Raw genomic sequence first — 24,573 nt, 5'->3', positions numbered from 1 at the left:
TGCTTTTTTTACTTGCATGTAAAATGAAAAACTCACATATGAAATAATAATCGTAATGCGACAACCCACTTCCACCAAAAAAACAGCCAGTACTGACGCTCGCTATAGCGCTCCCGCCTTAGAAAAAGGCTTGGATATTCTCGAGGTTCTCAGCAAAAGCCCACAGGGCTACACGCTGAATGAACTCAGCCATGTACTAGGGCGTAGCGTGAACGAAATTTTCCGCATGGTTAGCACCCTGCATCAGCGTAATTACATACACATCAACGATCGTGATCGCTATGCATTGACGCTAAAACTGTTCACGCTGGCACATGAGCAAGAACCCATCAAATCGCTGATCAAAGAAGCGCTACCACTATTAGCCGAGCTGTCAGAACGCAGCATGCAGTCCAGCCACTTGGCGTTGTATCAGAATGGTAGGGTGATGATTACGGCCCAGAATGACAGCCCAGAACGTTGGTCATTTGGGTTAAAGACAGGGGCACAAATAGGGCTAACCGATACGTCATCGGGCCATGTGCTGTTGGCATTTGCTGATGATGCAATGCGAGCGCGCATGCTGAATCACCACATCAAAATTGACGGGGAAATTGCCCAAGACCCAGAAGCGCTCACCCAGATTTTGCAAACTGTGCGTCAGCAAGGTTATGCCACCATGCCTAGCATTCAGATTCAAGGGGTCACCAACATTGCTATGCCAGTGTTTGGGGTTGCGGGCAAAATTCATGCAGCCATTAACGTGCCACATATTGCCCGCATCGACGGTTTACGTCGCCCCAATATTGAGCAGATCATCACCATACTGCGTGACATTACTCTGCGCTTAGGCCTACGAGTAGGCTATATCCCCGCCGTAGACGGCCCTCACACTGTGACGGCTTCTGCCACCAACGACTGACGGCCTGATACACGGATCACATCGTCCACCAGCTCTATCCAATGCTGGATAGGGATAGGAGACTTAGCCGCCAAGTGGCCATAACACCCCACGTTGGCGGTCACGATCATATCTGGTGAGTTGATCTGTAAGGATTCCAGCTTGTTGGTACGCAATTGCTCGGACAGTTCAGGCTGTAGCACCGAGTAAGTACCGGCAGAGCCGCAACACAAATGGCCATCACGTACGGCAACTGGCTTGAAGCCAAAGGCTTTCAACAAGGATGAAATAGAACCTTTGTTTTGCAATGCGTGCTGGAAGCTGCACGGTTCTTGCACGGCAATTTTCAGTGCTTGCTTGGCTTGCGGTAAGCCTTCAGCATCCAATAAGGCCAATTCGTCTTGCACAACACGACTAATGTCACGCGCCATACCAGAAATCGTACGGGCTTTTTCTGCGTATTGCACATCACCAGCCAGCAAATCACCGTAGTGCTCTAACTGCACACCACAACCACTAGCCGTGCTGATAATGGCATCCACTTGCTGCCCCGAAATCATGGGCCACCACGCATCAATGTTGCGTCGTGCTTGCTCTTGAGCGCCTTCCAAATCATTCATGTGATGCTTGATCGCACCACAACAACCAGCTTTCTCTATGCGTACCAAAGTGATGCCCATCGCATCCAGTACGCGTATCGCCGCAATGTTAGTTTGCGGTGTGAGCGTGGGTTGTACACAGCCATCCAACAGCAGCATTTTGCGCTGATGCACGCGTGTAGGCAGGGGTAAAGACTCTGCTTTACGCTCCGGCAACAACTCTTGCAAGCTCTCAGTTAGCAGAGGGCGTACTTTGTAGCCTACTGCGGCCACTTTAGAGAACACGGCTGGGTTGGATGTCAGTTCTTTCAGCCCCCAACGCATGACTTTTTCTTTGATAGGGCGCTCAACTTTGGTTTCCAGAACGCGTCTACCTACTTCCACCAGTTCGCTGTAACGCACACCTGATGGACAGGTGGTTTCACAGGCGCGACAGGTCAAGCAATGATCCAAGTGTTCCATGGTAATGCCGGTTACGGTCTTACCTTCGAACATCTCTTTCATCATGTAGATACGCCCACGTGGGCCATCTAGCTCGTTACCTAGCAACTGGTAAGTAGGGCATGTCGCATTACAAAAGCCACAGTGCACGCACTTAGCGATGACTTCTTTGGCTTTTTCCCCTTCAGGGGTGCCGATAAACTCTTCTGCCAATACGGTTTGCATTACAGAACTCCCGTATAAAGACGGCCAGGATTCAGAATACCTGCTGGATCAAACGCTTTTTTCAAGCGCTGCTGCAAACGCAGCATAGGAGCAGGCAGAGGATGGAAAGCAGAGGTCACTGCACCTTGTGCGCGGAACACGTTAGCCGTACCACCCACTTTGCTCGCTTGCACACGCATTTCGTCTTCGCTAGCGGTGCTGAACTGCCAACGCAGTGCGCCACCCCATTCCACGAATACGTCGGCATTCGCATCCATCACAGGCGTCGTGCTAGGCACAGACAAGCGCCACAAATGGCCCGCTTCTTTGCGCTGGAACCACTCGTGCTGCTGTTCGCGAATGCTGGCCCACAGTTGGGCAGCTTCAGACTCAGACAGCTCAGAGCCACCAATGCGGTTTTTACCTGCTATCAACGCTTCGGGTGCACCGCTCAAGCGAATATAGGCGTTACCGTTGAACCATGCCGTAGCCGAAATAGCGACCGGCTCACCACCCAAGGTGTTGAACAGATCCAAAGCTTTGTCTTGTGGCAAATCTAATTGCAGGGTGAGGGTGCGCTCTGGAATAGGCAGCACTTTGATGGACAGTTCATCGATGATGCCCAAGCTACCGAAACTGCCAGCGATCACGCGTGACACATCGTAGCCCGCCACGTTTTTCATGACCTGACCGCCAAAGGTCAGGTGCTGGCCCAAACCATCAATAATCTTCACGCCCAACACGAAGTCTTTGAGACCACCCGCATTAGCACGACGAGGGCCAGACAAACCGGCGGCAATACAGCCTGCAATCGTGGCATCAGGGCCAAAGTGTGGCGGCTCAAATGCCAAACACTGATTGCGCTCAGCAAGCAGTGCTTCCACTTCGCGTAAACGCGTACCGCCTTTTACTACCATCACCAACTCGGATGGCTCATAATCCACCACGCCTTGGTTACCGCGCAGGTCTAGCGCCTGCCCTTGGGCCTGTGGCCCGTAGAAATTTTTACTACCCGAACCACACAGTTGCAAAGGCGTGTGGTTCGCTGTGGCCTGCGCAAGTTGCTCCTGCCAGTCCTGAATAAGAGATTTCGTTGTAGTCATCGTTACGTATCACTCCGGATGGCAAATTAGAAGCGTGGAATATCAGGGAAAGGCACTTCACCATGATGCACGTGCATGAAACCCATTTCTGCACAGCGGTTCAAGGTAGGAATATGCTTGCCCGGATTCAGCAATCTATTCGGATCAAAGGCGGCTTTCACATCAAAGAAACGGGTACGTTCTTGATCGCTGAATTGCACGCACATTTGGTCGATTTTTTCCACGCCTACGCCGTGTTCACCGGTGATAGAACCACCCAGTTTCACGGAAAGCTCCAGAATGTCGCCACCAAAGGCCATTGCACGGTCTTTTTCTTCAGGGATACTGCCATCAAACAAAATCAGAGGGTGCAAGTTGCCATCGCCTGCGTGAAACACGTTCAAGCAACGCAAGTTATGCTTTTTCTCTAGGTCTTGCATGGTCACTAGCATCTCGGACAAGCGTTTGCGCGGGATGGTGCCATCCATACAAATGTAGTCAGGCGAGATACGGCCAGCTGCCGGGAAGGCGGCTTTACGACCTGCCCAGAATAGGGCGCGCTCTTCTTCAGATTGCGACACACGAATTTCGGTTGCGCCACTTTCGGTCAACACCGCTTTCATGCGAGCCACTTCGGCGGCCACTTCTTCTGGCGTACCATCAGATTCGCACAGCAAGATCGCGGCGGCATCCAATGGGTAACCCGCTTTCACAAATGCTTCCACAGCAACTGTCGCTGGCTGGTCCATCATCTCCAGACCAGCTGGGATGATACCGGCCGCAATCACGTTTGCCACGGCATCACAGGCTTTGGCCACGTCATCAAAACTGGCCAAAATACACTGTGCCAATTGCGGTGTAGGGGTGAGCTTCACGGTCACTTCAGTGACCACTGCCAACATACCTTCGGAACCGGTCATCAACGACAGCAGGTCGAAACCAGGCACATCCAATGCATGGCTGCCGATTTCAAGAATATCACCATCAATAGTCACGACGCGCAACTTCAACAAGTTGTGGATAGTCAGACCATATTTCAAACAGTGCACACCACCTGCGTTTTCGGCTACGTTACCGCCGATACTACAGGCGATCTGCGAAGATGGATCAGGTGCGTAATACAACCCGTACTGAGCGGCATCCTGAGAGATTTTCAGGTTACGTACGCCCGGCTGCACAATGGCTGTGCGCGCATAAGGGTCGATTTTCAGAATTTTGTTCAGCTTTGCCAATGACAGCAGTACACCTTGTGGGTGCGGCATGGCGCCCCCCGACAAACCTGTACCCGCACCGCGCGCCACAATAGGCACGCCCATTGACGCACAGACTTTAATGGCTTGCACTACTTGTTCTTCGTTAGCGGGCATCACCACCAACAACGGCAAGCTGCGAATCAGCGTAAAGCCGTCGCACTCGTAGGGTTTAAGTTGTTCTGGTGTGTGCAAAACGGCTTCAGCAGATGTAGCCTTTTGCAATGCGGCGATCAGCGCATCCCTGTCCACAGGGTCAAACTGATATTCCGCATAAAGATTGTGTTCATGAAGGTCAGACATAAGGCCCCTGTCGCAATCCATGTACGAATGGATCAGATGTGTAGCCCTGACAGAGAGCGCATCAGCACGATACGCCCATCGCTATATCAGGCACTCACATTTGGTAAAGTGGTAAGACCATTTAATGGTAGCCTAACTATACCAAGGCGCATAGCGGCATAAACCCTAAGAGCACATACCTTCAGTACAAACTGTCTGTCTATTTTGATTAGTCTTGGTCGTCGGACTGTCTAAATTGCTGCACCCAATAGGTGGTGGACGCATCGTGGTGGGTCGCTTCTGCACTAGGTTGACGCAGCTCACCTAAGATGCCTGCGGCCAATTGCTTACCGTATTCCACACCCCACTGATCAAAGGGGTTGATGCCCCAGATCAGACCTTGCACAAACACTTTATGTTCGTAGGCTGCCAACAACGCCCCCAAGCTATATGGCGTCAAATGTGGCAACACAATCAAGGTATTAGGACGACCACCTTTGTGTACGCGGTGTTTAGCCAACCAAGATGCTTCTTCGGCTTCCATGCCGCTAGACAAGCATTCTTGCAATGCCTGTGCATAACTTTTACCGCGCAGCATCGCTTCGCGCTGTGCCAAACAGTGGGCTAATAAGGTTTGATGGTGGGTAGGCCAGCTATGATCCGCGTGCTGACACACGATGAAATCCACTGGCGCGCCATCACTGCCTTGGTGCAACCACTGGAAAAATGTATGCTGCGCATCAGTACCCGGCATCCCCCACACTGCAGGACCGGTAGGCACCGTTACCAATTCGCCATTCAAGTCTACTGATTTGCCCAGCGACTCCATTTCCAACTGCTGTATGTAGGACACCAAATGCCCTAAGCGGAAATCGTAAGGAGCCACGTTCAACGAACCATAGCCCAGCACACTGCGATTCACCACGCCAGCCAAGGCCATTTGTACGGGAATGTTTTGCTCTATAGGGGCTTCGGCAAAGTGTTTATCCATTGCCGCAGCACCGGCCAGCATACCGGCCACCACATCACTGCTCACCGCCATGGCGGTGGTCAGGTTCACGGCGGACCACAACGAAAAGCGGCCGCCAACCCAGTCCCAGAAACTGAAAATATTGTGCTCAGGAATGCCCCATTCATGCGCGCGGTCAGGGCGTGCGGTAATGGCCACCACATTGCTGTACGGATCAGGCACATCAGCGGCTTTTAGCCACTCCAATGCGCGGGAGGCATTCTCTAATGTTTCTACCGTGGTGAATGACTTACTCGCCACCACGATCAGCGTATCCATAGGATTCAAGTCAGACAGCGCACCGGCTATCGCGTGACCATCAATATTGGCCACAAAGCGTACCGTACGCCACTGCTTACAGTAACCAAAGGCGCTAACGCTTAAGCGCACACCCCAGTCACTACCCCCAATACCTATGTGCACGATGTTGCGCCATTTACGGCTAATATCCGCCGTGCGAATAAACGCATTCAGGCGTTCGCGCTCGGTTGTGATTTCCTCTTTAGGTGCAGCAGGTGCTCGCAACGCAGTATGCCACGCTGCTCTACCTTCCGTCACATTACTGACACCACCACTCAGTAGAATGTCGCGTTGTTGCTCAAACTGTCTGTCCGCCAGCAATGCTTTGGCGGCGGCCTCTAGTTCCGCAGAATGCAGTTGACCACTAAAGTCAGCATGCAGACCCGCCGCGCGTATACAGCGTACGGAATCCAATTGCACAGAAGCTTGCAAAGCAGCATCTGCAAAGTGTTGCCAGGAGTCTAGTTGCGTAAGAGGAGGAACAGGATAGTGCACGTCAGGAGGTTCTTCTTAAAGGATCACTAAAGCCATCAGGGTCGCAACATCAAGACCCAACTGCTGATTATACCCTCAGCCTTTCCCAAGTTTGCTGTCCATCTAGCAAACACGCTGTTCACAGCCCAACCGCTTGCAATTTCCGGCGCTATACTGGCTTTCAGTTCTAACAATTAAAGCCTCTACAGAGACAAACTATGCGCATTCATAAAATCGCCGTCATCGCCGGAGACGGTATAGGTAAAGAAGTTATGCCCGAAGGGCTGCGAGTGGTAGAAGCCGCCGCACGACAGCATGGCATTGAGCTGGAATTTGAACATTTGGACTGGTCCAGCGCCGAATACTATCAAGAAAACGGCACCATGCTGCCAGAGAACTGGTTTGAACACTTGGCTCCCTTTGATGCGATTTACTTCGGCGCGGTAGGCTGGCCCGATGTGGTGCCTGATCACGTGTCGCTGTGGGGTTCGTTGCTGCAATTCCGCCGTGGCTTTGACCAATACATCAATCTGCGTCCTGTACGCTTGATGCCGGGCGTACCGTGCCCCTTGGCCAACAAAAAACCGGGCGATATCGACTTCTTAGTCGTACGCGAAAACACCGAAGGTGAATACACCAACTTGGGCGGCCGTATTTTTGAAGGCACCGACCGTGAAGTCGTGATTCAAGAATCCATCTTTACCCGTACCGGTGTAGACCGTGTGCTGGACTACGCCTTTAAAGTGGCCAGCAGTCGCCCTGCTAAACACCTAAGTGCCGCAACCAAATCCAACGGTTTGGCGATCAGCATGCCGTACTGGGACGAACGCGTGGCTGCTCGCGCCGCCGACTACCCCGATGTACGTTGGGACAAACATCACATCGACATCATGGCGGCGCGCTTCGTTCTGAAGCCTGAACAGTTCGACGTCGTCGTTGCATCTAACTTGTTTGGCGACATTTTGTCTGACTTGGGCCCAGCATGTACTGGCACCATCGGTTTGGCACCATCCGCCAACCTAAACCCCGAGCGTAAATTCCCATCCTTGTTTGAGCCTGTACACGGCTCAGCACCCGACATTTATGGCAAGAACATCGCCAACCCTATAGGCATGATCTGGTCTGGCGCGCTGATGCTGGACTTTTTGGGTGATGGTAAAGACAACTATCGCGCCGCACACGACGCCATTCTGTCTGCAATTGAACACACTCTGGAAAATGGCCCACGCACAGCGGATCTAGGCGGCTCAGCTAGCACCACAGAAATGGGCGAAGCCATCTGCCAAAGGCTGTAATTGGGGTTAGTCGTAAGTTTTGCAGGGTGCCACGATGCGCTAACATAGAAGCCCTATGCGCACTGGCTTCCCTGTCTTATGACTGTCTTGCTGTCCCGCTTTTTGGGCTTATGTCTGACCCTAACCCTGCTACTGGGTTATGCGTCCGACAGCCTTGCTGTGCCAGCACAAGACGTACGCATTGGCGTACTGGCCTACCGGGATTCAGACGCCACCCACGACACGTGGGAATCCACCATTGATCACCTCAACCAAGCACTGCCCGAATACCATTTCATCTTAAAGCAGGGCGATCACCAATCGCTGCAGCATGCGATTGAAAATGGCGACATAGATTTTATTCTGACCAACCCGGGTCATTATGTGACGCTGGAAACCCTACTAGGGGCCAGCCGTATCGCTACCCTAGAACAAGGTGGCCGCCCCTCAGCCGAAAACTCCTTGGGGACTACCGTCATTGCCCGCGCCGATCGCAGTGACTTAAACACTCTGTTTGACCTCAAAAAACAAAAACTCGCCGCGACCTCCCCCGAAGGCTTCACCAGCTATCAAGTGCTCTGGCGCGAGTTAGAAGCCCTAGGCATAAAGCCCGACACTGATGTGCAACTGCTATTCACAGGCTTGCCCATGGATAAGGTTTGGCAAGCAGTGGAAAGCGGCAAGGCCGATGTAGGCGCTATACGTGGCTGTTTGCTGGAAACGCTACCGAACTGGCAAGAACGATTCCGCGTAGTGTCTCCGCTGCCTACTACCTCTTTGGGCTGTGCTGTGTCATCACGGCTGTACCCCAACTGGCCATTGGCCTCGCTGCGTTATACCAACCCAAAACTGGCTCGTGCAGTGGCCGTCGCTCTGCTGCAAATGCCTACAGACGAACAAGGACTATCGTGGGCGGTACCGGCTGATTACCAGTCTGTACACGATATGTTCAAAGAGTTAAAAATCGGCCCCTACCAATACTTGCGCGAACCCACGCTGCAACATTTGGCCGAGCGTTACTGGCCCATTCTAGCCTTTGCCCTGTTAGTACTACTGGGTTGGCTGGTGTACACCGTACGCGTGGAATACCTCATCCAAAAGCGCACTCTGTTATTGCAAAACGCCCTCACCGAAGGTGAAGCCATGCGTGAGCGTATGCAGGCCAGCCAAGAAAAAGCCGACCATATGTCGCGCTTATCTATTTTGGGTGAACTATCCGCTAACTTGGCGCATGAGCTCAACCAACCACTGGCTGGCATTATTAACTACGGGCAAAGTTTGCTGCGTAGACAGGCTAATGGCAGGCTAGATCCTGAGGCGTTGAATCAAGCCGCCAGTGAGATCATCACCCAAGCCGAAACGGCGGCTGGCATCTTGGGCCGTGTGCGCTCTTTTGCACGTAAGCGCCCCCCGGTGCGCGAACACCTGCCCATTATTAGTCTGATACAAGACTCGTTGGATCTGTTCAGCAATATGCTGTCCACCCCACCGTCCATCGTGTTAGATGCTCAAGTCTCCCCTGAAACCTGCATACAGGCCGACCCCTTACAAATACAGCAAGTGTTATTGAATCTGCTGAAAAATGGTCTGGATGCCATGCACGACCTTCCCACTGATCAACGCGTTTTACAGGTCAAAGTCACCCTGCAAGATAACTTGGTGTCCATCGCCGTGCGTGACTGGGGGCATGGTTTGCAAAGCGACACAATTCAACATGTCTTTGACGCGTTCTATACGACCAAAGAGAATGGGCTAGGCCTAGGTTTGGCCATCTGCGTTGGTATTGCCGAAGCACACGGCGGCCAACTCACTGCCACCAAACCTGAACACGGGCCTGGAATGATCTTTACGTTACTATTACCCGCACATGACTGATAAAGAATTCACCATCAAAGAATCCACTATCTACCTCATTGACGACGATGATGCGTTCAGGCGCTCGCTCGTGTTTTTGCTGGAGTCCGTAGGTTGGAACGTGCGCGACTTCAACAGTGCCGTCACCTTCATGGAAGAACACGATGAGGTGCCCATTGATCTGGGCTGTTTGGTTTTGGATATACGTATGCCCGTCATGAGCGGCCTACACTTGCAACAACGCTTACATGCGCGCGGTTGGTCTATTCCTATTGTGTTTATCACCGGGCATGGCGATGTAGAACTCGCCGTGCAAGCCATGAAAAGTGGCGCCTGTGATTTCATGGAAAAGCCTTTCCGCGACCAAGCCTTATTAGATGCGGTAGAAAACGCCGTGCGCCAAGGCAGTCATCTGCGCCGTACATCTGAACGCCGTGCGGCCGCCCAAGAGGCTCTCTCGCATTTATCGCAACGTGAATATGAAGTAGCCCGACTGCTGGCGCTAGGCCAACCCAATAAATTGGTGGCGCGCAGCTTGGGTATCAGTGAAAAAACGGTGCATGTGCACCGTCAACGTATTATGGATAAGGCATCGGTCAGTAGTGCAGCGGAACTTGCCCACTTAATGCTACTGACCGACCCAGATTTATTAGATCAGATTATGCCCTCGGTCGCTGAAGACTAAGGCGCTAATGCAGGATCCTTGGCTTACTTAACCATAGCCTCTACGCGGGAGCGTAGCGCTGGATCTTGCTGAATGGCCAAGCTGATACCGTTGTACTCGTCCAGCTCCATGCCTTTGCCTTTCACCACATCGACCAAACGTTGGTCAGCCTCTATGACGATAGCTTGTCGCTCCTCATCAGTCTTGGCTGCAGAAAAGCGAGATTGATAAGGCTCGGCTTCCTTAACCACGACTTTGTAAATGTCCGCGTAACGCTGCAATTGGGCGTCAGAAGGCTGTACCACCGGGATGGCTGTACCAGTTGCAGCAGGTGAGCCCTGTGCCATGGCGTACGGGCTGAATAGTCCAAATGCAATCGCAGCCGCTGCCAAGAATGCTTTCAGGGTTTGTGCCATGTGAACCTCCTCATCAATATCCGTGAGTAACCATCATGACAAGCCTTAGCAGGCGTTACAAGTAACCTAGTGTGTAAACCTGTATCGGGATGCCATGTGTAATTTACTGTCGCACAAAACAGGGTTGCTTTGCAACCCCGTTTCATGTTGCTAAACGTTAAGCATTGAGTAGTCTGCCGGGTAAACCGTTACGTACGGCAGCACCCGAAACCGAATCTACCCAAGGCGAACGGCTAGCGCGGGTAGGATCCACAATACCTAGATCGTTAATGTTCACCCCAGCCGCCAAATCAGAGCGATCAGGCTGTGCCGCACCGCCGATGGTGTGACTACGTGCGCCCAATTCGCGGTGGCCATAACCGTGCTCTACGCCCACCACACCCGGCATCACGCCGGCATGTACCAAGACGGTGCAAGGCATCACGCCACCGGGGGTTTCCAAACGAGCGCTATCGCCCGTTTGCAGACCCAGTTTCGCTGCATCGTCAGGGTGCACCACCACAGGGTTATGCGGATGCAAACCAGTGATACGTGTCGCGATACTGTAGGAGTTCTGCAGTGCCGATTTATAGCTCACCAGCAGCAGCGGCCATTCGGTTTCGCTGTACACCGTGCGCATAGGGGTGTCGTCCAAGAAAGCCGGTGCTTTCCAGGTTGCACAACCCGAGAAGTGCTTACCGGTCATGGCGTTACGTGCGCCCCCTACATGCTCACTCCACACCCATAGCGGGTCGCTAAAGCGGTGACGCTGCCATTCATCGTTATCAGCGTCTTGCGCTGCACTAGGCGGCTCGTAGCGGCCACCACGGCTGTACAACAAGGCCACTTTGCGGATTTCATCGTCTTTCAAAGAGGCTTTCATGGCTGGCATCAAGCGGTCTACACCTGACATAGCAATATCGTCGTCGGTTGCATCGCCCACAGCTTTGCCACCCAAGTACGCAATGTTGGCGGCACCACGCAAGAACCAGTCTTCCGCACGCTCTAGAGGTACAGCGTTGCCATCTTTATCGCGCAAACCTTCAGGGCCAAAGCCTGGCAAGTCCATGGCTTTAGCCAAGGCCATCACAAAGCTTTCCATACAGATAGGCTGACCATCGGCAGTTTTGGCCTGTTTAGGCTCTATCACCGGCCAACGTGCAGTCATCATCTTGGTAGGTACACCGTTCCACGCTGATGTCCAACCCCAGCTTTCGTACATCATAGAGTCTGGCACGATGTAGTCAGCAAAGGCGTTACTTTCGTTGATCAAGCCATCAATAGACACGATCAATGGCAGTTTTTTGGGGTCAGCCAAATCCTCACCAAAACGCTCACGCAAACCCGGCACACCGTACAGCGGGTTAGCCATCCACATAATCATGGCTTTCAAGCTGTATGGGTAGCCGTGGAAGGTACTGGCGAACCATTCGGTAGCCAAACCTGGGGCGCTAGGGAACCAACCGTCTTGCGCAGGGTAAGCCTGCCCTTGTTCTTTTTTCTGCTTGAACTCAGCAGTACGTTCGTAAGGAATATTACGGCCCAGAGGTATACCTTTAGGCTGAATTTTTCCTTCGAAATTAACCAAGTCATAACGTGGGCCGGGCGACATATCACGGTAGCCACCGCCGTTCATGACGTAGCCGCCTTTCCAGTTCAAGTTACCAATCAACGCATTCAGGGTAGTAACCGAGAACGCATTGTAGAAACCCGCGCCAGACATCATGCCGCCGTGCGCTGTGGCACAGGCTTTACGGCCATGGCTGGAAAACTCATCTGCCAAACCCGCAATGACATCTGCACCAATCCCGCAGTCGTTCGCATAGGTCTCTAGGTCTTGCGAAAACACCTCGGATTTCAGCAGTTCATACGCCGAACTGACCTTCAACGGTTTCCCAGCCACTTCTACCGTTGTTTGCACCTCTAACTGTGCAGACTCTTGCATGTTTTTGACCGGCACCAGCTCACCGGCAGCATTCATTACCAAGTACGGATCATCGTCGCCAAAGGCTTCGGCCTCACCAATATCCATACCGATGTTAGAGCCGCGCAAGTAGCGACCATAACGTGGGTGGTTAGGCTCAGTAATCACAATCCAGCTAGAGGTGGTGAAGGAAGGCTCACCATTGGCTTTTGCCACCTCAATGCTAGGGTTAGAGAGATAGGCTGTGTTGACTCTATCGTTTTCCATCAACCAGCGCATCATGCCCAGCACCAGCGCACCGTCTGTGCCGGGACGAATCGGTACCCAACGGCCTTGATCGCCAGCAGCACGGTTGTCTGAGTTATTCAGTACAGGGTCTACCACCACGTATTCCAAACGGCCTGCGGCACGACCTTGCGCCAACATACCGCCAGTACGTTTAAACGGGTTACCCGCGTTACCTGGGGCAGTACCGATGAAGATCACAAATTCTGCGTGTGCCAAGTCAGGCTTAGCGTGTGGCATACCACGGTGGTCACCAAACAAAGCACCAGAGCCTGAACGCCATGAACCACCACAGTACGAACCGTGACCCACGTAGTTCAAGGTACCGTAGGCATTCTGCCAGAAGCGGCGCGCCAAGAAGTCACGGCCATCGTTCACACTCACGATATGACCTACTTGGTTCACTTTAGCGCCCAATGCTGGGTTGTTAGGGTCAATAGGGGTTTCCAGATCGCGCAGCGCACGCAAACCATCCACATGACCTTCACCAAACAAATCGCCGCCTTCTACCACTTCTTGCACCAACTGCTCGAAGGAAATCGCTTCCCACTGACCGCTATTACGTGGACCCACACGTTTCATGGGAGTCAACACACGGAAAGGTGAGTTAATTTGATCTAGCGCTGCGTTACCACGACCACAGGCAGTAGAACGCCCAGCCAGACCTTTATCTTTGAAGCGTGACAAGCCTACCAAGCTGTCTTTAAAGCTCACATCCATAGGCAGGTGAGGTTCGGTAGACAGAGGGTTGTACGGGTTACCGGTGACACGGATCACGTCACCGGTGCGTTTATCCACACGCACACGAACACCACACAAGGTGGTACAGCCCAAACAGCCGGTGTAGCTCACTTGCTGATTAGGGTTCAAGCGTACTTCGCCAGTTTTTTGATCAACAATGTATTCAGGCTCGGCAGAGTGGCCGTGCAAACGTTTTTCACCGGTAGGTTTACCCAATACGCTATCGGCCATACGCCCCAGAGTCTGGGAAAAACCGGCTACAAAAGCGACCAAGCCACCCGCTGCAATGAGTTCACGTCTTTCTATTTTCATATTCGTACTCCAACAATTCAGGCCTGACGGGTATTACCCAACTGATTCAAGGGCAGTAAAGAGGTGAGGGCGATGAACAAGAACACCCACAAACCTGCTGTACCCACAATGCCTAGTAATCCTTCTGGCCCTAAGGGCAACTGGTAGCTGTAGTAGCCTGCGCCGGTTTTAGGCACTTCTTGGCCGCCGATGAAAATACTCCAACGCATCATCCACGTAGAGTGCAGGGCCAACAAACCAATCAACAAACCAGAACCGGGGCGTTTCCATGCCAGCAAGAAGGTAATCACCGTCGCCAATACTGCCCATGCAGCGGCCAAGCGCCAGTTTTCTGCTGGGGCAACTTCCGCCAACGCGGCACTGTGTACAGGAGACAAGCCACTCAACGCAATTGCCAACCACACCGCACCTACCAACAATGCACACAGCTGGCTCACTGCTAACCAACGTGAGGATTTTTGCACAATCAGCGGTTCAGGGCACGACATCATGCGGTTGAAAATCAACACCATACCCAGCGCGCCAGCCATAGCTGTCACCACAAACTGCACGGGTAACAACGGTGTGTTCCACAGGGGGCGAGACGCCACTACCATCACTTCAGCACCGGTGTACAACGCCACCAAAATCGCACCAATGGTGGTCACTACAGCAGCAATGCCTAGTGCGGTACGACTTTCATGGCCACCTAAGGACAACCATCTAGCGATAGGGGCGTAACGTGTAGGTTGTGCGCCAGTTTTAGCCAGCAACGGACGCCATGCCAACCAGCCGTACAGTAACAAACCACCTACATACACGGGGATAAATACCGCACCCCATGCCATCCACGATTTAGGATTGAAGTGCAGATAGAAATTCAAGAAACGGCCGGGTTGGTGCAAGTCGGCCAGCAAGGCCACGGGTGCACTGATACCGCAGATCACGGCCACCGCTAAGGCTAAGTTGGAAATCCCTTTCCACGATGGTCGTTTAAACATAACTCCTGGCAACGACAGCAGGAAACCGCAGTACGACAAACCAATCAGGAAGAAGTACTGCACCGCCCAGGGTAACCAAGCCACTTCGCGGGAAACGTTGATGGTTTCTACAATTTGGGTATACATAGCAGGCTCCAGAACTTAGATGGACGTATGGCGAGGTTTCCACAAGGCAGCTTCACCTACTACCTTGCCCTGGAATTTCTCATCCAGCCCTATGTAGAACACCTGTGGGTCTGTGCCCGCCTCAGGTTTCAGCACTTTCAGCTCATCTTTGGATGCCTGCAGCAAGTGGTTCAATTCGCCATCGGGATCATTCAGATCACCAAAAATACGAGCACCACCCACACAGGTCTCTACACAGGCAGGCAACAAGCCTGCTTCCAGACGGTGCGCACAGAAGGTGCACTTGTCGGCTTTACCGGTGTTGTGATTGATGAAACGTGCATCGTAAGGGCAGGCTTGCACACAGTACGCACAGCCCACACAGCGGTCGCTGTCTACCAGCACCAAACCATCTTCTTGTTTGAAGGTAGCGCCTACTGGACATACCGGCACACAGGGTGGGTTATCACAGTGGTTGCACAGTCGTGGAAGCACGTAGGTACCGGCGGGCTGATCTTCGCCTTCCAGTGCCACACTGTAGGTGGACACTACCGTACGGAAGCTGCCTTCCGGTACAGCATTTTCCTGAATACAGGACACCGTACAGGCCTGACAGCCAATGCACTTACGTACGTCTACCAACATGGCCCAACGGTGTTTGTTTTGCTCGTCTGCCATTGCCGGTGTGGGCAGGGCGACTGCGGCGGCGGTCACCACAGGAATACCACGCAAGAATGCGCGACGACCTGCGTCTGGCTGTTGTGCCTGACTCGCACAGGAGCGTGCGGCCCCTTGGCAGCCTGAAGTAGACACACTGGTAGCTGGTGTAGCCGGTTGCAGTGATTCTGCCCGTGCTTTGCGCGAGAAAAAACGGATTATGCTCTGGCGCGGTGTAGCACCGGTGTTGGCTTCTGGACTAGGGCTCATAGAACTCTCCTGACATCATTGCTTACACTTCCCGCAACATTTTGATTTATTGTAAAAATCAGCGCGGTTCAGTGCGTTATGGTCAGAATACGAGTTGGCCCCTACACCACCTATAGCTACAAAAACTTACCTCAGTAGATGAAAGTACCTATATAGAAAACCCTTAATCCTTTCAAGCCTATAAGCCATCAGGTATTAAGGGTTTTGGGGTGTAATGCCTGCCTACACATGAGAATGAGCAAAGCTTGATACTGCTCAATATGTAGTTGACTATATAACGTTCATTTATCCCTACAGAAAGTAAGGAATAGGCCCTACACGGGCCTAGTGCTTAGCGGCTGCGTACTTCAGTGATGATCGCATCCAGCTCTGACAAGGCCAGAGCCAACTCGTCTTCAGTTACGTTCAGTGCGGGCATAAAGCGCAGCAATTCTGGACGTGGAGCATTCAGCAACATGCCTTGAGGTTCACGGTTACGCGCGGCCAATACAATCGCTGCACCGTCAGGACGGTCCATTTTCAGTGCACGTAGCAAGCCCATACCGCGCTCGCCATTCATGCCCCATTTTTTGCTCAGTGCATTCAAGCCGTCAGACAACTGTTGGCTACGTGCCTGTACGGATTCCATGAAACCAGGAGCCGCCAAGGTATCAAATACAGCCAAACCAGCCGCAGCCATCACCGGGTTACCGCCGTAGGTACCGCCTTGTTCGCCGTGTGCGAAACACGATGCGGACTCGGTTGCACACAGTGCTGCCAAAGGAATACCACCACCAATACCTTTAGCCAAGGTCATGATGTCAGGTTCGATCTCGGAGTGCTGGTAGGCAAACATTTTGCCTGTACGGCCCATACCGGTTTGCACTTCATCCACGATCAACAGCATATTGTTTTCACGGGTCAGTGCACGCAGTTGCTGCATGAACTCTTTAGTAGCAGCAATCACACCGCCTTCGCCTTGTACGGGCTCCAGCATCACGGCTACGGTTTTGTCGTCGATCAGTGCTTTAACAGAGTCAATATCGTTCAGGATAGCTTTAGGGAAGCCTTCCACCTGAGGCGCAAACATCGTGTCCCAACCTTCTTTACCAGAGGCAGACATAGTCGCAATGGTACGGCCGTGGAAACCATGGTCGAATGTGATGATTTTGTAGGAGCCGTTACGGTTCACTTTGCCCCATTTACGGGCCAATTTGATCGCGCCTTCGTTAGCTTCGCCACCGCTGTTCGCAAAGAACACGCGATCAAAGCACGATGCTGCTGTCAAACGCTTTGCCAACGCCATGGAAGGCTCGTTGTAAAACGCTGGAGATGGGTTCATCAGTTTCTGCGCTTGCTCGTGCATCGCATCTACGATCACTTTAGGGCTATGGCCCAACGCGTTCACTGCCCAACCCTGAATCATATCCAAGTATCGTTTGCCATTATGGTCTTCCAGCCAGGAACCCTGACCTCGAACAAAAACCAGCTCCGGGCGAGCTGTAATATCCATAAGCGCCTTGGCACCGGACCGATCAAATTGCATAACGGCAAACCCTATAAGGTAAAAACGTAGTGGGTGAAATCGTGCACCCACAATGGACAAAAGCCCTTGTTTAGTTTCACGTAAACAAAGGCATTAGCGCGCACGGTAAAAGCACCATGCAATTATGCATAATTTACCGCTACAGCGCAGAAATGCAAGAGAAACTGCGTGTTTGCCGCCTATGTGGCACACAGACGCTACGCATGCGCCACACCACGGCCATTAAAACGAAGTTTGCTCGTCTTCCCAGCCCAGCAACGACAATTGTTGCGGCGCCTCATCCCAGCGCCTTGCTTCGTCTTCGGGGACCAAATTACTGGCTTTGACACCAAACAAACGCAACGCCGGTTTATCAAACGGCACCCGTCGTAAACACTGACCAGCCACCGCGTGAATATCCGCTGCCTCCACCACCGGCATCTCTACGCTGCGGTCGCGTGTGACCGTACTGAAGTCATGAAAACGTACTTTGATGCCTATGGTTTGTGCCCGCACTTTTTTGCGCCGCAAATCGGCTTCTAGCTGTTGGCACAACTGTTTAAACACCGCCGATAAGGTCTGCTTATCTTGGCGCACATGCAGATTGCGATCAAAGGTGGTTTCTCGGCTAATAGATTTGGGCTCGGGGCTAAGGTCTAGCTCGCGATCATCCTTACCTTGCGCCACACGACTTAACCACTGTGCATAACTTAAGCCAAAGTGCTGCTGTAACAGAGCAGGGGGCGTGGCCGCCAACTCACCAATAGTATGTATCTCGAGCTCTTGTAGCTTGATATGTGCTTTGGGGCCCACCCCGTTAATCTTGTTAACCGCCAAGGGCCAGATGCGATCTGGTACATCGTCCATGCTCAAAATGGTGTAGCCGTTAGGCTTGTTTAATTCTGAGGCAATTTTAGACAGCAGCTTATTAGGCGTAATGCCTATAGAACAGGTAAGGCCGGTGGCTTCCCACACCGTATCTTTAAGACGCTGCGCCAACGTAGCGCTGTCTTCAGGTAAATGGCTAAGATCAATATAGATCTCGTCTATGCCTCGGTTTTCTATACGGTCCGATATCGTTGCCACAGCAGCTTTAAACAGCGCTGAATAGCGTCGGTATGCATCAAAGTCCGAGGGCAATAAATAAGCTTGTGGGGCAAGCTCTGCCGCCTTCATTAGCCCCATCGCCGAAAACACCCCAAACGCACGCGCTTCGTAGGTGGACGTAGTCACTACACCCCTGCCGGTATAATCCCCCAAACGGGCATAGCGCCGCTCCCCCGATGGAAGCGTCTTGGGAGCATCCGTACTACGCCCGCCAATCACTACCGCTTCTCCACGCAAATCCGGATAGCGCAGCAACTCCACGGATGCATAAAATGCATCCATATCGAGGTGGGCTATGCGTTTTAGGCTACTCATCTTTTACGGTACATCAAATAACTGGTTATTTGGTTAAGCCATAATAAACGTTGACGTTGATATATAGCCTAAGGCACTATTGCCGCATTCCATCTGTCAGCAAACTGTCAGGAGACACACCAAAAATGCGTCAAAAAATACTGATTTCCGCACTGGCCGCACTGATGTTGGCCCCCGTTGCGTTGAATGCTAAAACCTTGCGCTGGGCAAGCCAAGGCGACATTCTTACTTTAGATCCACACGCCCAAAACGAAGGCATGACCATTGCTGCCAGCAGCTATGTATATGAGCCTTTGGTGGACTACGATAAAGATTTTAACTTGGTCCCCGGCCTAGCAGTAAGCTGGGAACAGCCTGACGCTGAAACATGGCGTCTAAAATTGCGTGAAGGCGTGACCTTCCACGATGGCGCCCCCTTTACTGCCGATGATGCGAAGTTCTCGCTAGAACGCGCCATGGCCCCCACTTCTAACTACAAAGCCTATGTAAACGGCATTAAAGAAGTGAAAAAGGTAGATGACTACACCATAGACATCATCACCGACGGCCCTAACCCCATTTTGCTGCGTCAGTTGACCAACCTGTTCATCATGAACAAAGCCTGGTCCGAGCAACACAATGCGCAGCAGCCACAAGACTTTAACGCCAACCAAGAAACTTTCTCGGCGCGTAACGCTAACGGTACTGGCCCTTACAAGCTGGAAAGCCGTGAAGTAGATATTCGTACTACCTACGTAGAAAACGACAACTGGTGGGGCAAAGACACCAAACCGGGTAACGTGACTCGTATAGTCTTCACACCTATCAAACAAAACGCTACTCGTACCGCAGCATTGCTGTCTGGCGAAGTGGATTTTGTACTGGACCCACCCGCACAAGATTTGCAGCGCTTGCGTCAACAAGCCAAGATCGTAGAAGGTAACGAATATCGCACCATCTACCTAGGCTTCGATCAAAGCAGCCCAGAACTGGTTTACAGCCCTATCAAAGGCAAGAACCCCTTTGCGGATGCTCGCGTACGTGAAGCGCTGTACGTCGCCATTGATATGGATGCCATCAAACGCGCTGTGATGCGTGGATCATCGTCGCCTACTGGCACCATGATTGCACCACAGGTAAACGGTTATGACGCCTCGCTGGCTACACGTGTACCGTATGACGTGGAACGCGCTAAAACGCTGTTGGCGGAAGCAGGCTACGGCCCGAACGAGCTGACCTTCACACTGGATTGCCCGAACAACCGCTACATCAACGACGAAGCCATCTGCCAAGCCGTAGTAGGGATGTGGGCTAAAGCGGGCGTGAAAGCCAACTTGAACTCCATGCCACGTGCAACGTACTTCCCTAAAGTACAAAACTCCGACACCAGCGCCTACATGTTCGGCTGGGGCGTACCTACCTTTGACGCACTGTACACACTGCAAAGTCTGATTCACAGCAAAGGCGAAGGCGCAGACGGCTCCTTTAACTTTGGCGGCTACAAAAACGCTGAAGTGGATGCACTGATCGACAACATCAAGGTTGAAACTGACGACGCCAAACGTACGGCGCAAATTCAAGAGGTGCTGAAAATTCACGCTCAAGAATTCGGTCACATCCCTTTGCATGACCAAGTGATTCCTTGGGCCATGGGCAAAAACGTGAACGTGATCCACCGTGCCGACAACCGTCTGACGCCGCAATGGGTCACCATCCAATAATTGGTCTCTGACCATTATCACAGGAACTGCGCCTGACTCTTACCAAGGGTCGGGCGCAACCCGCTTATTATGCTGGTATTCATCATCCGCCGCCTCATACAGGCAGTGTTGGTCATGTTAGTGGTCAGCTTGCTGGCCTTTGTGTTATTTCGCTATATCGGTGACCCCGTCACAGCCATGCTGGGCCAAGATGCCACCGAAGCCGACCGCATTGCTTTACGCCACAGCCTAGGGCTGGATCAATCCGCCTTGGTGCAGTTTGGGCACTTTGTGTCCAACGCTGTACACGGTGAATTTGGATTATCCTTGCGCCAAGGGCAAAGCGTCGCTGAACTGCTTAAAGACCGACTTCCCGCCACTGTAGAGCTGTCTGTGGTTGCTGCCGTACTGGCATTGGTCATCGGCTTACCACTGGGCATTTATGCGGCGCTACGCCGTAACGGTTTCATTGCTCAAAGCATTCTGGCCTTTTCGCTGCTAGGCATCTCACTGCCCACCTTCTTGATCGGTATTTTGCTGATACTGGTGTTTTCGGTACAGCTAGGCTGGCTGCCTAGTTATGGGCGTGGCGACGTGGTGTATTTCGGCTGGTGGAGCAGTGGGATATTCACGTGGGATGGCATCAAGCATCTCATCCTGCCCGCCATCACACTCTGTTTGTTCCAGCTCACCTTGATACTGCGCTTGGTGCGTTCAGAAATGCTGGAAGTACTGCGCAGTGACTACATTAAATTTGCCCGCGCCCGTGGCCTAAGCCAACGCGCCATCCACTTCGGACACGCACTAAAAAACACCTTGGTTCCTGTGATCACCATTACCGGCTTACAACTGGGCGGCATCATTGCCTTTGCCATCGTCACAGAAACCGTTTTCCAATGGCCTGGCATGGGCTTATTGTTCATCCAAGCTGTACAGTTTGCCGACGTACCCGTCATGGCCGCCTACCTGTGTTTAATTGCCTTGGTCTTTGTGGTCATCAACCTGGTGGTGGACTTACTGTATTTCGCCGTAGACCCCAGATTACGCACCAGTCTTGGTAAAGCAGGGGGACACTAATCATGGATAGCTTAAAACGTTTTTGGGATAGCGATCTGGCATGGTCATGGCGTCACTCCCCTGTCGCCATTGTTGCCAGCATCATCTTGTTTTTGCTCTTAGTAGGCTCCCTAGGTGCAGGCTGGGTAGCCCCGCACGACCCCTTTGACCTCGCCAGCATAGACCTGCTTGATTCCTTGCTGCCCCCTGTGTGGGAGGCCGATGGCCAGAGCACCTACTTACTGGGTACAGACAGCCAAGGGCGCGACCTGTTTTCCGCGCTGCTATACGGCACACGCATCTCGCTGCTTATTGGTTTTGCCTCAGTTGCCTTAGCGATGGTGGTAGGCATTATCTTGGGCCTTATTGCCGGTTACGCCGGTGGCCGTGTGGATGCGCTGATTATGCGTATTGCAGACATTCAATTGTCCTTCCCCGCGATTCTGATTGCACTGCTGATTGACGGCGTAGCACGCGCCGCTGTGCCTGCCGACATGCTAGAAAGCATAGCCTTCCCTGTCTTAGTCGGCGCGATCGCCTTGGCGGGTTGGCCACAATATGCCCGTACTGTGCGTGGCTCCACCATGGTAGAAAAAAACCGCGAATACGTGCAGGCTGCAAAAGTCATTGGCGTATCCCGCAGCCGCATCATGTTTAGCCACGTATTGCCTAACGTCATGGGCCCAGTATTGGTGTTAGCCACGGTGCACTTAGCCACAGCCATTATTACCGAAGCCACCCTGTCATTCTTAGGGGTAGGGGTTCCACCCACATCGCCGTCATTAGGCACCTTAATACGGGTGGGTAACGACTTCCTGTTTTCTGGCGAATGGTGGATCACCATTTTCCCCGGCGTGATGCTGGTATTGCTGGTGCTGTCCGTCAACCTATTGGGTGACTGGCTGCGCGACGCACTGAACCCGAGGCTGAACTAATGAGCGCTTTATTAACCGTTGATAAGCTGGCGGTAGAGTTTCCTACCCGCCGCGGCGTACTCAAAGCCTTGGATGACGTCTCGTTTCACATCAGCAAAGGTGAAATTCTAGGCGTAGTAGGCGAATCTGGGGCTGGTAAATCCCTAACCGGGGCGGCCATCATAGGCTTGCTAGAGCCCCCTGGGCGCGTCAGTCACGGTGCCATCTACCTGCACGACGAGCGCATCGATAACCTGCCAGAAAAGCAGCTGCGCAACATACGTGGCCGCCGCATCGGCGCTATCTTCCAAGACCCGCTCACCTCGCTGAACCCCTTGTACACCGTGGGCAAACAGCTGGTAGAAACCATACAAACCCACTTACCGCTGTCTAAGCATGACGCCCAAGAGCGAGCCATCAGCTTGTTAGAATCCACCGGCATTCCTGCAGCACGTGAACGTATTAACCACTACCCCCACCAGTTCTCTGGCGGCATGCGCCAACGGGTAGTGATTGCGCTGGCCTTGGCGGCCGACCCAGAACTGATCGTGGCCGATGAGCCCACCACCGCCTTGGACGTCTCCATTCAGGCGCAGATCATCGACCTGCTTAAAGACCTGTGCAAATCCAAAGGCACAGCGGTCATGCTAATCACCCACGATATGGGTGTCATCGCTGAAACTGCCGACCGTGTGGCGGTAATGTACGCTGGCCGCATCATAGAAATAGGCCCCGTGCGCGACATCATTCGTGATCCATCACACCCCTATACCCGTGGGTTGATGCGCTCCATTCCCACGCTAGACAGCGGAACAGAAAGGCTAGAACAAATCCCCGGTAGCATGCCGCGCTTAAACGCCATCCCTACCGGCTGTGCCTTCCACCCGCGCTGTAGCGAGGCCATGCCCGTCTGTATCCAGAAACGCCCAGAATTACAGCAGCACGAACAAGGCCAAGTCGCCTGTTGGCTGCATCACGCCCCAGTTGAGGAGCCAGTAGCATGAGTACTGCGCCACTATTAGAAGTGCGTGATGCCGCACGTTGGTTTGACGTTTCCCCATCGTGGTTGGAACGTACCCTCTACCGCAAACCCAAAGTCATGCTGCGCGCCGTAGACGGCGTATCCTTCACCCTAAACCGTGGAGAAACCTTGGCCTTGGTGGGTGAGTCCGGCTGTGGAAAATCCACCGTCGCGCGGCTATTGGCAGGCTTATACCCGCTTACACGTGGGTCAATTAGCTTTGAAGGGGCAGACCCCAACAGCATGAACGCTGCGCAACAACACGCGCTGCGCAAACGCCTGCAAATGATCTTCCAAGACCCCTACGCCAGCCTCAACCCACGCTGGCGCGTAGGCCGCATCATTGCCGAACCACTCAAAACCCATACTCAGCTCAGCAAAGCTGAACAACAAAAGCGTGCAGGGGAGTTGTTGGAACAAGTAGGCCTAAGCGCCACCGACCAACACCGTTATCCACACCAGTTTTCAGGTGGACAGCGCCAGCGTATCTCTATCGCGCGCGCCTTGGCATTGAAACCAGACTTCATCGTCTGTGACGAGCCCACATCCGCCTTGGACGTATCCGTACAAGCGCAGGTGTTAAACCTGATGAAAGACCTACAGCGCGAGCTGGGTCTAAGCTACCTATTCATCTCGCACAACTTGGCAGTCGTGCACCACGTAGCTGATCGTGTAGGTGTGATGTACTTGGGGCGTATCGTCGAAATCGCCGAGCGTGATGCACTGTTTAACAACCCGCAGCACCCGTACACACGTATGCTGTTGGGGGCGATTCCGGATATGAGTGGCAGTGGCAAAGCACGTACGCCAGTAGCAGGTGAAGTACCTAACCCGCTAAACCCACCCTCAGGCTGTACCTTCCACCCCCGCTGCCCGCTGGCGAATGAACGCTGTAAGCGTGAAGCGCCGGCGTTGGTGAGTTACGATGGCGGAACGCAAGTGGCTTGTCATGCGGTGGAGGAAGGGCGAAGTGGGGTGTAGTGTTTGACATGCGG

At 52.9% G+C, this 24,573-nt stretch carries 19 protein-coding genes; 9 read left to right on the top strand and 10 right to left on the bottom strand.

Features of this window, described 5'->3' with window-relative positions; all coding sequences use genetic code 11:
• Positions 1-55: 55 nt before the first annotated feature.
• Entirely contained in the window at positions 56-901 is an 846-nt protein-coding gene (locus AC3QL0_RS00155) for an IclR family transcriptional regulator (protein ID WP_493009519.1), read from the top strand.
• On the opposite strand, the gene glcF is transcribed toward AC3QL0_RS00155, so the two are convergent.
• The 4 genes from glcF to pgi form a co-directional block, all read right to left on the bottom strand.
• Positions 868-2,145 carry a glycolate oxidase subunit GlcF gene (gene glcF / locus AC3QL0_RS00150; protein WP_493009518.1) on the bottom strand — a complete coding sequence of 426 codons (1,278 nt, stop codon included), beginning with the start codon at positions 2,143-2,145 and terminating at the stop codon, positions 868-870. The two genes, AC3QL0_RS00155 and glcF, sit on opposite strands and share 34 nt — an antisense overlap.
• Entirely contained in the window at positions 2,145-3,227 is a 1,083-nt protein-coding gene (gene glcE, locus AC3QL0_RS00145) for a glycolate oxidase subunit GlcE (RefSeq protein ID WP_493009517.1), read from the bottom strand. The genes glcF and glcE overlap by 1 nt, the downstream gene beginning before the upstream one ends.
• Before the next feature lie 26 nt (positions 3,228-3,253).
• Positions 3,254-4,759, bottom strand: coding sequence for an FAD-linked oxidase C-terminal domain-containing protein (locus tag AC3QL0_RS00140; protein ID WP_493009516.1), 1,506 nt, complete (start codon positions 4,757-4,759; stop codon positions 3,254-3,256).
• Positions 4,760-4,967: 208 nt separating this feature from the next.
• Positions 4,968-6,479 carry a glucose-6-phosphate isomerase gene (gene pgi / locus AC3QL0_RS00135; RefSeq protein WP_493009515.1) on the bottom strand — a complete coding sequence of 504 codons (1,512 nt, stop codon included), beginning with the start codon at positions 6,477-6,479 and terminating at the stop codon, positions 4,968-4,970.
• A gap of 260 nt (positions 6,480-6,739) precedes the next feature.
• Between pgi and AC3QL0_RS00130 the strand changes: the two genes are divergently transcribed.
• The 3 genes from AC3QL0_RS00130 to AC3QL0_RS00120 all read left to right on the top strand — a co-directional run bounded on the left by AC3QL0_RS00130 (position 6,740) and on the right by AC3QL0_RS00120 (position 10,334).
• On the top strand, positions 6,740-7,816 hold the full coding sequence (locus tag AC3QL0_RS00130) for a tartrate dehydrogenase (RefSeq protein WP_493009514.1): 1,077 nt from the start codon (positions 6,740-6,742) through the stop codon (positions 7,814-7,816).
• 78 nt (positions 7,817-7,894) lie between these two features.
• Entirely contained in the window at positions 7,895-9,670 is a 1,776-nt protein-coding gene (locus AC3QL0_RS00125; RefSeq protein WP_493009513.1) for a sensor histidine kinase, read from the top strand.
• Positions 9,663-10,334, top strand: coding sequence for a response regulator transcription factor (locus tag AC3QL0_RS00120; protein ID WP_493009512.1), 672 nt, complete (start codon positions 9,663-9,665; stop codon positions 10,332-10,334). Before AC3QL0_RS00125 ends, AC3QL0_RS00120 begins: the two co-directional genes overlap by 8 nt.
• A 23-nt stretch (positions 10,335-10,357) precedes the next feature.
• Here the strand turns inward: AC3QL0_RS00120 and AC3QL0_RS00115 are convergent, their stop codons facing one another.
• The 6 genes from AC3QL0_RS00115 to dinB all read right to left on the bottom strand — a co-directional run bounded on the left by AC3QL0_RS00115 (position 10,358) and on the right by dinB (position 18,908).
• Entirely contained in the window at positions 10,358-10,729 is a 372-nt protein-coding gene (locus tag AC3QL0_RS00115; protein ID WP_493009511.1) for a DUF4168 domain-containing protein, read from the bottom strand.
• A gap of 157 nt (positions 10,730-10,886) precedes the next feature.
• Positions 10,887-13,970: a molybdopterin dinucleotide binding domain-containing protein gene (locus AC3QL0_RS00110; RefSeq protein WP_493009510.1), complete on the bottom strand. Its 3,084-nt coding sequence runs from the start codon at positions 13,968-13,970 to the stop codon at positions 10,887-10,889.
• 17 nt (positions 13,971-13,987) lie between these two features.
• Positions 13,988-15,076 carry an NrfD/PsrC family molybdoenzyme membrane anchor subunit gene (gene nrfD, locus AC3QL0_RS00105; RefSeq protein ID WP_493009509.1) on the bottom strand — a complete coding sequence of 363 codons (1,089 nt, stop codon included), beginning with the start codon at positions 15,074-15,076 and terminating at the stop codon, positions 13,988-13,990.
• A gap of 15 nt (positions 15,077-15,091) precedes the next feature.
• On the bottom strand, positions 15,092-15,982 hold the full coding sequence (gene dsrO, locus AC3QL0_RS00100; RefSeq protein ID WP_493009508.1) for a sulfate reduction electron transfer complex DsrMKJOP subunit DsrO: 891 nt from the start codon (positions 15,980-15,982) through the stop codon (positions 15,092-15,094).
• 331 nt (positions 15,983-16,313) lie between these two features.
• Positions 16,314-17,507: an acetylornithine transaminase gene (locus AC3QL0_RS00095; protein WP_493009507.1), complete on the bottom strand. Its 1,194-nt coding sequence runs from the start codon at positions 17,505-17,507 to the stop codon at positions 16,314-16,316.
• Between the two features lie 222 nt (positions 17,508-17,729).
• A complete protein-coding gene (dinB, locus tag AC3QL0_RS00090; RefSeq protein WP_493009506.1) occupies positions 17,730-18,908 on the bottom strand; it encodes a DNA polymerase IV in 1,179 nt (392 codons plus the stop codon).
• Between the two features lie 125 nt (positions 18,909-19,033).
• Here dinB and AC3QL0_RS00085 point away from each other — a divergent pair, with 125 nt between their 5' ends.
• The 5 genes from AC3QL0_RS00085 to AC3QL0_RS00065 all read left to right on the top strand — a co-directional run bounded on the left by AC3QL0_RS00085 (position 19,034) and on the right by AC3QL0_RS00065 (position 24,559).
• Positions 19,034-20,608, top strand: coding sequence for an ABC transporter substrate-binding protein (locus AC3QL0_RS00085; protein WP_493009505.1), 1,575 nt, complete (start codon positions 19,034-19,036; stop codon positions 20,606-20,608).
• A 69-nt stretch (positions 20,609-20,677) separates the two neighbouring features.
• Positions 20,678-21,664 (top strand): ABC transporter permease, encoded by a 987-nt coding sequence (locus tag AC3QL0_RS00080; protein WP_493009504.1) that lies wholly within the window; start codon positions 20,678-20,680, stop codon positions 21,662-21,664.
• Positions 21,665-21,666: 2 nt separating this feature from the next.
• Positions 21,667-22,578, top strand: coding sequence for an ABC transporter permease (locus tag AC3QL0_RS00075; protein WP_168246915.1), 912 nt, complete (start codon positions 21,667-21,669; stop codon positions 22,576-22,578).
• Positions 22,578-23,561 (top strand): ABC transporter ATP-binding protein, encoded by a 984-nt coding sequence (locus tag AC3QL0_RS00070; protein WP_493009503.1) that lies wholly within the window; start codon positions 22,578-22,580, stop codon positions 23,559-23,561. Before AC3QL0_RS00075 ends, AC3QL0_RS00070 begins: the two co-directional genes overlap by 1 nt.
• A complete protein-coding gene (locus AC3QL0_RS00065; protein ID WP_493009502.1) occupies positions 23,558-24,559 on the top strand; it encodes an ABC transporter ATP-binding protein in 1,002 nt (333 codons plus the stop codon). Before AC3QL0_RS00070 ends, AC3QL0_RS00065 begins: the two co-directional genes overlap by 4 nt.
• Positions 24,560-24,573 lie beyond the last annotated feature (14 nt).

The sequence above is a fragment of the Paenalcaligenes sp. GW821-LYS-B07-1 genome (genome assembly GCF_058803365.1).
Note: the sequence above shows the minus strand (reverse complement) of the source record. Positions and strands in the feature narration are given on the sequence as shown.